The 12,431-nt window shown below is 60.4% G+C and carries 11 protein-coding genes; all 11 read right to left on the minus strand.

What is annotated here, in order from left to right; genetic code table 11:
* Positions 1-15: 15 nt before the first annotated feature.
* Genes CJA_RS14655 through CJA_RS14700 form a run of 11 tightly spaced genes read right to left on the minus strand, consistent with a single transcriptional unit; the run spans position 16 to position 12,414 of the window.
* Complete coding sequence (locus CJA_RS14655) at positions 16-2,502, minus strand: phage tail protein (RefSeq protein WP_012488621.1); 2,487 nt, start codon at positions 2,500-2,502, stop codon at positions 16-18.
* A gap of 12 nt (positions 2,503-2,514) precedes the next feature.
* Positions 2,515-4,677 carry a putative baseplate assembly protein gene (locus tag CJA_RS14660; protein WP_012488622.1) on the minus strand — a complete coding sequence of 721 codons (2,163 nt, stop codon included), beginning with the start codon at positions 4,675-4,677 and terminating at the stop codon, positions 2,515-2,517.
* A gap of 27 nt (positions 4,678-4,704) precedes the next feature.
* A complete protein-coding gene (locus CJA_RS14665; protein ID WP_012488623.1) occupies positions 4,705-5,109 on the minus strand; it encodes a GPW/gp25 family protein in 405 nt (134 codons plus the stop codon).
* 5 nt (positions 5,110-5,114) lie between these two features.
* Positions 5,115-6,824 carry a hypothetical protein gene (locus CJA_RS14670; RefSeq protein ID WP_012488624.1) on the minus strand — a complete coding sequence of 570 codons (1,710 nt, stop codon included), beginning with the start codon at positions 6,822-6,824 and terminating at the stop codon, positions 5,115-5,117.
* Positions 6,824-7,474: a phage baseplate assembly protein V gene (locus tag CJA_RS14675; protein ID WP_202944162.1), complete on the minus strand. Its 651-nt coding sequence runs from the start codon at positions 7,472-7,474 to the stop codon at positions 6,824-6,826. Before CJA_RS14675 ends, CJA_RS14670 begins: the two co-directional genes overlap by 1 nt.
* On the minus strand, positions 7,471-8,517 hold the full coding sequence (locus CJA_RS14680; RefSeq protein WP_012488626.1) for a phage late control D family protein: 1,047 nt from the start codon (positions 8,515-8,517) through the stop codon (positions 7,471-7,473). Before CJA_RS14680 ends, CJA_RS14675 begins: the two co-directional genes overlap by 4 nt.
* Before the next feature lie 9 nt (positions 8,518-8,526).
* Positions 8,527-8,694 carry a hypothetical protein gene (locus CJA_RS19485; protein WP_012488627.1) on the minus strand — a complete coding sequence of 56 codons (168 nt, stop codon included), beginning with the start codon at positions 8,692-8,694 and terminating at the stop codon, positions 8,527-8,529.
* A gap of 20 nt (positions 8,695-8,714) precedes the next feature.
* Complete coding sequence (locus CJA_RS14685; protein ID WP_049765473.1) at positions 8,715-9,866, minus strand: CIS tube protein; 1,152 nt, start codon at positions 9,864-9,866, stop codon at positions 8,715-8,717.
* A 19-nt stretch (positions 9,867-9,885) separates the two neighbouring features.
* Positions 9,886-10,356 carry a phage tail protein gene (locus tag CJA_RS14690; protein WP_012488629.1) on the minus strand — a complete coding sequence of 157 codons (471 nt, stop codon included), beginning with the start codon at positions 10,354-10,356 and terminating at the stop codon, positions 9,886-9,888.
* The gene (locus tag CJA_RS14695; protein WP_012488630.1) at positions 10,349-11,914 is read right to left on the minus strand and encodes a hypothetical protein; all 1,566 of its coding nucleotides are present in this window, start codon (positions 11,912-11,914) and stop codon (positions 10,349-10,351) included. The genes CJA_RS14690 and CJA_RS14695 overlap by 8 nt, the downstream gene beginning before the upstream one ends.
* Before the next feature lie 38 nt (positions 11,915-11,952).
* Positions 11,953-12,414, minus strand: a complete 462-nt coding sequence (locus CJA_RS14700) for a phage tail protein (RefSeq protein ID WP_012488631.1) — start codon at positions 12,412-12,414, stop codon at positions 11,953-11,955.
* Between the last annotated feature and the right edge of the window lie 17 nt (positions 12,415-12,431).

A 12,431-nucleotide genomic window follows, 5' to 3' on the forward strand; every position in this document is an offset into this window, starting at 1 on the left:
CCATCTTCCAGTCAGTTAGGCGCTTGTCGCATCGCCGGTACGGCGCTGGCTGTTGACATCGCGCGGCGAAAAGGCAGCGGCATTGATCAGCAGCCCTTCCTCGCCCAGCCAGGTATCGTCGAGGATTACCGGCCGCGCGGGCGGCTGGGTCTCCAGATAGGTATCTACCCCCAGCAGGGGCGATAACCCCAGCACAAAGGGATGGTCGCTTTCCACCAGTTGCCAGTGCAGGTGCGCCGGCATTTCCCGCGCCAGGCATTCCTCCACCGCTGCGCGCGCCTTGCGCGCCGGCCCGTGCAGCAACACCGTGACCCGGTGGGCATAGCGATCAAAGAAATCTTCCACAATCAGCTGTTCATCCGCGTCCGCCACCTCGGGGGCAAAGAGCGACAGGAACTCGCGCTTTTGGCCATCGGCGAGGATGAGACTATCGCCCACAATGCTGTTGCCATTGAGGCCGGTACCCAGGGTGAGGGGGTGTTCCGCGTCGTCCATCAGCACGCCGAGGATGGTGGCGAAGGTGCGCCGCAGCCGGTAGTTCTCGACCACAATGACCTGGCCGCGCGCAACGGCACCGTCGGTGAGGATGTCGAGTGCCAGGTTCAACCCCGGCAAGGTGCCGCGCCACTGTTGTAGGCGGCCGCTTTCAAGCAGCCAGCGGCGCTGGCGCGCTTCCGGCCAGAGTGGCGGCAGGGTCTGGCCCAGGCTTTGGGCTAATAGCGGCAGGTAATGGGCCGGGGTATAGAGCGGGTGCAGCAGGATTTCGGCCGAGGCGATTTGCGCCTCCAGGGGAGTCCAGCTCGCCTCAAAGGCGGCCAGCAGCCGCTCGCGCACATCGGCGCCATTGGCCGGCAGGCTATCAAGGCCGGTATCGACAGATTGCTCCTGGCGGAAATGCTCCGGCAGGTAGGCTTCCTGATAGGAAAAGCGCGGGTAGTAGACCTTGAGCGCATGGATCGCCGGGGTAAAACGGCCATCGCTCTCCAGCACCACGGCCAGTTCCAGGTAGCGGCCTGCCAGGCGGCGCACCGGCCCGCCATCGCGCTGTAACAGGGTTTCGAACAAACCGGCCTCGCCGGGTATGGCATCGACCAATCCCTTGCCGAACGGCTGGTCGGAGCGGAAGGGACACCAGACCCAATCCGGCTGCTCGATAAACGGGCTGGCCGCGCGGGTATCAGGGGCGTTGTCGGTTGCCTCGGGATTACCGGGTGAATTATAGGCACGGGCAAACAGGCGCAGACGGCTGCCCGGAGGAATCCGCCCCTCCAGGTATACGCGATGCCACACCTGGTTGGGCAGGCCCGAATCCAGCTGCCGGAGAATACGCACCGGTTCGGTTTTGGTGACACTGGTGGCGAAATAGCGCGGCCGCTGCAACACATGTAATTCCCGCGGGCGGCGCTCAAACCCCAGTGCGGCTTCGTCGCTGCCCTCTTCCACCCTGGCCTGGTAGCGCAGTATGCCATCGGCACTGGCGATAAAACGCGGCTGCGCCTGGGACAGCATGGGGTAGCGCTCGCGGATCAGCAAACCGCGTCCGGTTGACTGGGTGGCACTGGATTTAAAGCGCACCAGCTCCACGACCGCACAATCGCGTTTGCGATAGGCATCATCCCCGCTGTCCTGTAGCGGCAGCAGGGCCAGGCGACCGGGGCTGATCCAGCCCATATCCAGCGCAAAAGGCACAGCCTTTTCCAACAGGAAACGCTCGCTGCGACGGCGATTGCCATCGAGGGGGAAACTCACCACCGCCTGTGCCGTGCCTGTGCCGCTGGTGAGCAGGTAGAGGCGTTCACTGTCCGCGCACAGTGCCAGGGTTTGTTCATCATTGGTGAGCAAGGCCAGTGGCTGGTCTGCAGGTGCCAGGTCTACCGGGCGCAGGGCGATGCGTTCGACCAGCGCCAGGGGATGGGGATTGGTCTCTTCCGGCTCAAAGCGATCGCGGCGAGGAATATAGTCGTGGGGCAAGGGCTCACCGCAGCAGCGCATCAGGCTGGTTGGTCCCAGCACCCAGACCTGCTGGTGATTATCCACCCATACCCGCTGGGGCTTTTCGGGCAGGGCCACCGCCACTTGCCAGCGCTTGGCCAGATGGAACACCAGCAACCCGTGGCTGCTATCGTCGGAATAGCCCGCTGCCAAACGGCCCTGGGCATTGATCGCCAGATCGGTAAAACGGCCGGCCAGGGCATCGACCAGGGCCAGGTGATCGTCTTTTAGCGGCAGATAGGCACGTCCGGCGTTGTATTCAAGGTAGGTACCGGAATCGTGGATACGGCATAACTGGCCATAGCTATCCATCGCCAGCGGCTTGGCCTGCTCCCAGGCGCTGAGGCTGGCGGCTTTGGTGGGATTGGCCAGGCGCAGCTCCTGGTTTTGCGCCAGGGTGAACGCCTTGCAACCGCGGTTCCACTGCAGGCGCGGGCTGGGATCGGCATCCTCCGGCTGGAACTCATCCGGTTCGCGCAGCAGGAAATAGGGCAGTTGGTTGCTATCCATCTCGCTGCCTCATCAACAGAGTTGTGGCACAACCGGCGCCGGGACGACGCGGCTGCCTTTCGCCAGGGGCACCAGGCCGCCGGGCATCTGTGGGTCACCCTGGGCAGTAGAGGCACTCACCCCCACCAGTTCGGGCAGCTCATAGGGCAACAGGCCCAGGGGTTTATCCTTCGCCAGGGTCAACCAGGTACCGGTGGGGTTGTGGAAAATCGCCAGGGCGCGCACAGCGCGCACACCGGGCACCCGCGCCACCTGGGTGATCAATTCATTGGCCTCTACCACTTGCCCCAATGGCCAGCCCTGGCCCTGGGTACCGCCAGGGGCCAGGGGCCAGAGGTAATTGATCAGGGTGGACTCCACCTCGCGCAGGGTTTGCTGTTCAATGGCCGGGTCGACCACATCCAGGTTTACACTCACCGCCAGGGGCACAAACTTGGGACTGAGTACATATAACTCGACCCCCAGTACCAGCCGCTGTTTCAGGTAGGCATCCACATCCTTGAGCAGGCCGCGGGTGGGCCGCGGTGTCTGCCCTAACGCGGGATAGCGCGGCGGCAGGACAAATACACTGACAGCACCGGGAATATTGGTGCGCGCACTGCCCAGGTTAATACCCGGCACAAAGCCTTCAATCACCTCGGCGCGCGCCACCGGGTTGATGGGATTGTTCAGGCTCAGTAACTGGTAATCCTCGCGCGTCACTGCGCGGTTGCGATGGGTGAGGAATTGCGGGATGCGGCGCTCCGCCTGGAGCACCGATTCGGCATCCACACCACCGCTGCAGGGCCAGGGCTGGCGCACACTGATACGGGCACTGCCACCACTCAGTTCCTTAATGGAATCCGCTGGCAAGTTGCTGCTACTGCCACCACCAGCGCGATAACTGGCCGCGCGAATACGCTTGCCCAGAGGGGGGCGTTTGCCACCTTCCAGGCCATCGCCAAACTGGACCTGCCCGGTCTGTGCATCGACTTTAAAAACCTGGGCCTCACTGCCCAGGTCCACCAGGAAGTCCACCCGCTGCCAGGGCACCCACAGGCCTTCGTCCTCGACCTCCAGCACCAGCGACTCCGGGTCTATATGCACATCCGGCAGGCTGACTACCTGGTCAGGCATACCGGTGCCCACGCCGAGAACCAGGTCGCGCCTGGTCGCCTGGCCAACCACCTCCAGGCCATTCACATCCAGGTAACCCAACGGCAGTGCGGGCTCATCCGGGCAACTGAGGCGCAGCCAGAAGGCGACATGGTCGCTGCTGAGCGGCTCCGGCAGTTCGGGTGGCAGGTCGCCCAGACCGGCAAACATAGGGTCGGTCACTCCCAAAGGATCCAACAATTGCGCGTTGCGCGGCAGGCGCAGGCGCACCACACCCAATTGGCGACCACCGCGGGTAGAGTCGTCCACCACTTCCAGCGGCAGGGGGATTAAATCGCCGTCTTCCGTCTGGGTCAGGAGCTCCCAGAGCAGCTTGCGCTCCCCCAGGGCATCCAGTTGCTCAGTCTCCAAATCGTCCGCCGGCGCCAGGGCAATATTGAGTGTGATGCCGGCCAGGCGCTCACGCAGCTCCGGCAGGCGGTTTACCAGGGATTTGGGAACCGTTAAAGCCAGGTAGTAAAGGTTATCCAGGCTGCCGTCGAGCCCCAGGATTTCACTGCCATTGGCAAAGTAATAGGGCTGGAAAGGCTGGGGGACATCGCCGCGCTTCAGGCCGTAATGTTCTGCCAGGTCCTGGGGGGTCAAGCCCATATCGGCCAGCTCCTGGTCGGTAATACGACGCTTGATACCGACACTCAGCGCCAGGGGCGTGGGCTGGATTTCGCCCTTGCCGGTAAAGGACTGGGCGCCGGCATTGAGCTGCACGCCATCGCGCACCAACTCCGGCAGGGCGATGCTGCGCGGACTGGAATCCAGGCACACCAGGCCGCGCGAAGGCTTGGCCGGACGCAGCGGAATTTGCAGCAGGTTGAGCAGTACCCGCCGCTGGCGCTCGGGAATCAGGTTGGCGCGGTAGAGCATGGTTTCGGTGAAATAGGCGAACAGGTCCACCAGCGCATAGACAGGGTCGCCGGGTGCGATCTGGGTCAGCTCCGGCAGGTGGTTGCCCAAGCGCGCCCTGGCCTCGGCAACCAGGTCGTCGAAACGGCGATCATCGAGATTGGGAATGGGTAGTGGCATAGGTGCTGTCCGTTTGTCCTTCGGTTATCACAAGCCGCCCAGGTCCATACCCAGAGCCAGTTGCAATGGCTGGGGTGAATGGCGCATCTGGTAGCGGATCAGTATTTGTACCTGGGTCAGGCTTTGGGGATCTGGCACCACGGCCACCTCCTCCACCCTGACCCGCGTCTCCCATTGCTCTATGGCTTTGCGCACCAGGCTGGCAATGAGTGTGCGGGTGGTTTCGTTATTGGGCTGGTGGATAAAATCCAGCAACCCGGCACCAAATTCGGCGCGCATCAGGCGTTCACCGGGTGCGGTCAGCAATACATTGCGGATCACTTCGCGCACGCTCAGGTCATCGCGTGCGTACAGCAAGCGGCCCTGGCTGTCCACACCGCCAAGGGGGAAGCTCATGACCTGGGGAAGCACAGCGGGAAGTACGGCAGCCATCTCAATCACTCCTTTTTAATGCTGGGAAAGGGCAGGCAGATGCGCACCCAGGGCAGCCAGAAGAAGATGATGTTGAGCAGCGAGATCATGATCATCAGCAGGATCATCGCCACCAGGGTAATCACCGGCAGGCTGAAGGAGCAGATCCATTGGATACCCAGCTGTGGTGCATTATTGGGATTGGGCACCAGGTCCTCACTCACCCCTTTCTTGAGGTTGAGCGCATTGAGCAGGCTGAAGGTATCCGATGGCGTAATCATGCTCACACCCTGGGCCATGCCCTTGCGTAAATCCGCCAGGGACGGCATCTGGATTAATGAGGGACGGCTGGCGTTGGGATCAAAGGGTGCTGCCACACGAAACGGCTGGCTGCGCACCTGGGTAGCCCCCCAGACAATCTCTTCACCGCCACAGGCGGTGCGCAGGCGCACAAAAGGCACTATCTCGTACACATCCTCGCGCGCCTGGCCGAACTTGGGCAGGGGGATTTCCTTCACCTTGCCAGTGGCCATGGCCAGAGCGCGCTGATTCAGCAAGGCGCGCAGCTCCTGGGCATCCGCCGGGGTGATGTACAGTGCGTAGTCACTCACGCCGGGAAGCCTGGTCGGGCTGGCCTTAAGTCCACCACCACTACCATCGCGATTGAGCGGTGCTTCCTGGCTGGCGAGATAGCTGACCAGCGGGGCATTGGTGTTGGCGAACATCTGGCGCAGCCACACCAATAAACTAAAACGGCGCGCATTCAGGAAACTGGCGCGCGAGTAATCATTAAATACCGCGGGATTCAAATGGGGATTCAGCGCCTCCTGGTAGAAATACTGGCGCCCAGCCCAGGCTTCCAATGCCGCATTATCCGGGCGTTTGGGTGCACCCAGGTGATAACGGTTAACCAGCACCTTGAGCAGTTCAAACAGCCCAGCCGAGGGATAACCCTGGTTAATCGGGCGGGTGCAAGCCGCTGTCCAGGCTTGTGAACCCGACTTAAACCCAAAGGGCCACAACAGCTGGGCAGCCAGGGCATTGTTAAAGTGCCCCAATGATTCCGCACTAAAGGTATCTGCTGCACTGATACTCTTACCGACCGGTTGACGCACCACATAGCTGCCCCCCAGGGGCAGGTAACCATAGAGGATGGTGTGGTATTTACCCTCGGCATCGACATGTTTGATGGCATGGAGCGGATGGGTCTGCTCGCCGGTATAGGTGGTCGCCGGTGGCGGTGTGGGCGCACCGCGCAGGCGGACTTTGGGGCGCATTCCCTGCACCTGGCAGAGGCGGCGGTTGAGGTCGGGATCGCGCGGGCCTGTCGGCGTGGATTGCCAGCCCAGGGCCTGGTCATCCTCCAGCATCCAGCTCTGTTCACCGGCAGTGCCCTGGCGGCGAATGACAAAGCCGGCCGATGAAATCTGCGCCGGGTCCAGTGCCGGTTTGCCGGGGCGGTCACACACCAGCTCGCAGCTCACCAGGTAAAAACTTTTGTGCATGGGCAGGCGCAATACCGGCTTGTTGTCAAAGCCGCTGAACGCATCCTCCTGTTGCCAATCGGCCAGGCTTGCCAGCTCATGGCGTTGCAGGGCCTGTTCAAAGCGGTTAATAAATTCCGGCTCGAAATAGCGATGCAGTTGGGCGCCACCCGGCTTGCCGCCAGGTGTGAAATAGGGCGGCAGCAAGCGCGCCGGATGCGAGTGAGCTATGGAGTTGAGTGCAATGTTCATTACCAAATATTCCCCGCCCCTGGTGTGTAACTGGTACCGACCACCGCATTGGCGATCACCGTATCGGCCTGAACTACGCCGCTGAAGCGCGACATACCCGCATCCACCTGCACCATGCTGGCACTGATGGTGACGCGCGAAGCATTCACGGCCACCGTCGCGCTGGAGGTGATGTTCACCTCGCTGCTGGTGAGCTTGACGCTCTGCCCCTGGCGCTCAATGGCAATCTCACCGCCGCTGCCATCGGTAATCGTGATGCTGTAGCCCTGGGGCGTGGTCAGGCTCACGCTGGGGCCATCCTGGTCGTTAAAATCGAGAATCGTGCCCGCCGGGGTTTTTACGATGTAGCGATCCTCCACCGCATCGGCCTCCTCAGGGGCGCTGTTATGGCCGCTCCACACACTGCCCAATACCATGGGTAACTCGGGTGTGATAAACGCCAGTACCACCAACTCCCCTACCCGCGGCAAACAGGCGAGGCCATAGCCACTGCCCGCGGAAGGCACCACCACACTGGCCCACAGCTCCAGCTGGTTGGCGTGGAGCAGCACCTTGATACGCCCGCGGTGATCGGGGTCGGCGTTGTCCATCACCTGGCCCAGTTGCAGGCTGTGCATTTGCCCCAGGCTGTGGGGATTCACCAGGCTCATGGCTGCCAATCCGCACGGTTGACCTTGAGGTGTGTCTCAAAGCCATTGCTGACATCAAAGCGGTGGATGCAATTCACCACCTGGTAGCGCCCGGCAAAACGCGGTGAAACCCCCTGCAATAAAATGTCGCGCCCGGCGCGCAACCCCGCCTCGCCCTGTACCCGGACATCACCGCTGACAAAGCGTTTGGCCGCGCGGTTGAAATGCGCCTCCGCCAGCTCGCTGGCCTCGCCGTTGGAACGGGCAAAGGGCTGGGGCACGATTTCTTCACCGTCCCAGCCCAGGCTGACCAGGGTATCGGCAGCGGTAGTGCCATCGGCACCCTGGCGCAGGCTATCGCTTTGGCGACTGATATCCTGGTCGGCATCCAGGTTGAAACCATTCACCCTGACTCGCAGCGGCTGGTGATTAAGGTCTGCAATCAGGCGCACCTTGAGTGCACTGTCCTGGGCACTGAGCTCCACAGGTTCCGGGTCTTCCTCCTCTTCGCGTGCGCGCAAGCGACCATCTTCCAGGCGCAAAGCAATATCCAGGCTGCCCGCCAGACGCAATACAAACGCCAGGTCACTTTCATTGAGCTGGTGATAGGTTCCCTGGCTACTAGAGAGGCTCACATCAGCTTGCAAACCCGCCCCCCTTGCTATCTGCCCAATCACCTCATCCGGAGAAACATCCTCATACACGTTGCTCTGGCGTTTGCGCGCCAGACGATGCAGCTTGTCCTGCGCCAGCAACACAACCTGGGGGGCCCCTTCCCCGTAGCGCTCCTCTATGGCAGTCACCTCGCCTTTGAACAGCGATTTGGGATCATCATCCCCCATCAGCACTTCGATGCCAGCGCCCAGTCCTATCTGGCCAAAGCCGTAATCCATCGCCGCATTGTCGCCCTGGGCAATCCAGTTAGTCGCAGTCAGCTCAGCGTGGGCCATACCGCTTAAAGGCAGGTTGATAACCAGGGCTGTCAGTGCCTGTTCCAGGTCAGCATTGGCCTCGCCATCCACGTGGATCTTGGGTCGGGTACTGACAAGTGCGGCATCGCTCATGGGTAATCCTTAATCAAACTGCAAGCGGGCTTGCCGCTCCTGAATCAGGTTGAGTGTTTGCAATAATTCATATTCCGGTTGGGTGACCGGTGTTGCCCCCTGGGGTGCCTGGGCATGAATAGCCGGCACCGGCTCCGGGGTAATGTCAGTGACGACTTCATTGATAACCACAGGCATAAACGCCTCTCCTTGCCGAACTAATCAAATCCCAGGGACGCCTTGGCTTTCAGGCTGCCCCCACCAAAACCCAGGCGCACACTGGCTCCAGCCACCTGGCCCTGCTTTTTACCGGAGCGGCCGGGAACTTCTCCCGCCAGCAGCAACAAGCTACCTGCCGTTAATCCACTGCATTCGCGGGTATTCACAGAAAAAGCGCCGGGAATGGAAGTCCCAAGGGATGAAGACGCCCCAAAGCGAAAAGCCGGTGGCGACAGATTGACACTGGCACTTGCAGCACTCAGGGATAGCCCTCCCACATTGGCACCGGCGCCAATCCCACCGCCGATGTTTCCACTTATAGAAGCAGCGGCCGAGAAGCTACCGCCCAGGGACAGGCCTGAACCCGCATTGGCACCAATCCCCAAGCCACCGCCCATGCCCAACCCGGCACTGGCCCCCATGCTTGCGCCTATGCCCACACTGCCGCCCACGCTACCTCCGAGATTGGCCCCCAGGGATGCGGATGCAGACATTCCCGGTACCGCCAAGCCATCACCACCGGGCATACGGGGCGATTCAACGCCGTTGTAGAGTGATGTATCACGCCAGTCCTTGGGATCATGACCTGCGTCAGACGCTGCCTGGTGAGGCGCGTCACTGCCACGCCCCAGGCGCGGGGTATTTTGTTTGGCCTTCTTGGCGGCATCTGATTCAAATTGAAAGCGGCTTTCACTCATCTTGATCGAAACCGTGGCACGTAACGGCATACCTTCCCTGGAGAAAAAATCGAGTGTCTCGTCGAAACTCTCCATAATTCCCACAAACTTGAAGCTGCCCCAGATAAACATGCAGCGCTTGGGCTTTGCATTCTTATCCCCGACCTTGTCGCACTTCATGAACTCATTGGCGATTTTCCCGGTGTACTGGCGCACATCCTCCAATTTCTTTTTGTCGCTTTCCGGTCCCATGCTGGTATCAAAAATCAACTCGACCGTTAGCGAGGAAGAACTTTTATCGACATACTGGGCCGCGCGACTATTACTGTTGCGCTGGTTTTCGCTGATAGAGTTGGCCAGGGTGACTTTAAGGCTGGCCGGGTTGAACATCACCGTCACCGGATCGCCGGTGCGCTCGGGGCGATCAATCTCTCCCTTCACGTGGTACAACTTGGCTTTTTCAATTTCGCTCATGGTTGCTCACTTCGCCCGGCTAACCCGTGGCGGTCTCCAGCATCAGGCTTTCATGGATCAGGGTAATTTCCTCAATAGCCACCTGGCTGGCAGTAGAGGACAAATCGGGGCCTTTAAAACGGGTGGGTAATACGTTTTCCAACGCCCAGACCATCACTGGCTTGGGCTGGCCATTGCCATCCATCTCACTGCCCAGCACTTTGATCGTGCCATGCAAGCGGTAACCGTAGCTTTGCCCACGCGTTACCGCATCAAACCAGGCCCACAGGTCATCCAAACGGGTCACCCCGCGCTTGAGCACCAGAGGGGTAAAACGGGTTTGTCCCACCCGCTGGATTTCGCCCCAGTTGCGCCCGCCCTCCTGGATAGCGCGCGGTTCCATGGTCACTTCCAGCCCGGTGACCTCGCTGAAATAACCGCGACAGAGCAACTCTTTCTTGTTGCGCTCATAAAGGCTCACTTCAAAGCGAAAGGGAATAAATTCAGCCACGGCCCGTTCCTCCCAAGCCTGCACTCCATTCGCCATCGCGATTAACAAAGGTGATGATTAATTTATCGATGGGATAGGCCGGGGCAATCTCGATATCAAACGCAATCACATTTTCCTGCCGGCTGGCGCGCTGGATACGAAAGGCATCGCGGTAACTGGCGCCGCGCAGGGCACCGGCGCGATACAGGTCGCGGAAAAAACCTTCCAATACCAATTGCGGACGCGGATCATCCGGATCCAGGTTAAACACCAGGTGCTCGCCCAGTTCGCGCAACTCGCGCATCAGGTAACCGAGGAAGCGCACAACTTCTGCCGAACACAGCCCATTCAAGCGCGCGCTGTAATTGGCGGGAACATTAGGACTGTTTTCCACCGGCAGGAGGTAATCATCGCGATGCAGCGCAGGAACCAGCAAACGCTCATCATCAAGCTTGAGCCGCCCCGCTTTGTAGTGGATCACGCCAATCCCCGGTTGCTCGCGCAGGCGCAGGGTGGTTTGCATATCCACCGGCGGAAAAGGCTGGGCTTGTGATACCAATGCGCGCGGCGCTACCGAGCGCCAGGGCCCCAGCTCGGCACTGTTGGCTGCAATAGCACCGGCAATAACACCGGCGGGACTAAACAGGCGCTGATTAAGGCGCAAGTAGGGGAAAATCAGTTGTAATTGCCGCAGCAAATGCGCGCCCTTGTTGACTCGCGCCTGCCCGAGCAGGTTTAAGGCATCCACATCCGCGGCCGGACTGGCCAGGCTGGCGCTGTAGCTCAGCGGTAATGTCAGCAGGCACTGGATATCCGGCCGGTAGCGACTGATCAGTGCCAGCAGGCGACGCACAACATCCATCAGGGGCTGGACAGGCACATCCGCTACAATTTCCGAACTGTAGCGGCGCTCCCTGTGACCGTCGTCCAGCAAACTGCCCAAGGGTAAAAACGTCGGTTTGGGATTGGCCAGGCGTTTGCGCTGGATATCCGGTAATTGCGCCGGTATCTGCAAACGCTCAAGATCGGGCATGGCCACCAGCGCAAGCTGGTTAAGTACCAGCAGACACGCCACGCCACGCAGTTGATTGACCTCCAGCAGCGACACATTGCCTTCCGGCAGGAAACCGTCAGCCCCCTCTGCTTCGGGTACACGCACCAGCCAGAGTTTTTCACCACCATTTGCAAAAAAATCATCGACCGCCTGTGGCAACCAGGCATGGTTACCCGCTAACTGGCTGCTGTAAGCGGTTGGCGTGGTGCGCGCCTGCGGAAAAATATCGTCAAACTCGGCCGTGGAATGCAGGGGAATGGGCAAATGCGATACCGCCAGATCCAAAGCATCCAGGGCCGCCTCCCGATCCTCCGCCAGCGCCAGATCGGCAACACAGGCATAAAGTTGCCTGAGGCGATCGCCATAACCCGCCGCGTGAATATCGGCCAGGGTTGGCTCCAGCGCTAATAACCGCTCAATGCGTACCCGCCCCGGGCAATGGCCGAGTATACCCACCTCCAGCAGCGCCGTGCGGCGAGCGGGAGGGCGGGGATTAAGCTGAATACGTGCGCCGAGGAAATCCATGCGATACCTGCCTGATCAATGACCTTATCGAATCCGGATTACTCCTGTTCGATATGCTCCACTGCCAACACCAGCTCCTCGATGGCCACATCATTGCCACCCTTGGCGGTCAGGGTCGGGCCAGTCCATTTAATGGGCATGGCACCAATCAACTTCCAGGTCACCACAGCAGACGCATTGCTAGGATTTTCATCCTTCAATTTGATCTGCACCGTGCGCTTGGCATTCACATCGCCCTGGCGAACCTGTTGCAACCAATCGTAGATATTGCTCGCGCCAATGACGCCACGCTTCAGGGTGACATCACCCGCCTTGGTAATCGCCGGGATCTTGGTAACGTAATTGGTTTTGGCATTGCCATTGCGATACTCGGCAATCGTCACCTCGGCATTGAGCCCGGACACCTCGGAAAAACCGCCCAATACAGTGGCTTCACTGCTATCGCCCAGGTTCACCAGGTAATTAAAAACGCTATAGGGTGTTTCGCGTAATTCGGCCATGAATCTTGTCCTCTGTT

Source organism: Cellvibrio japonicus Ueda107, assembly GCF_000019225.1.
In the GTDB taxonomy this organism is placed as follows: Bacteria; Pseudomonadota; Gammaproteobacteria; order Pseudomonadales; family Cellvibrionaceae; genus Cellvibrio; species Cellvibrio japonicus.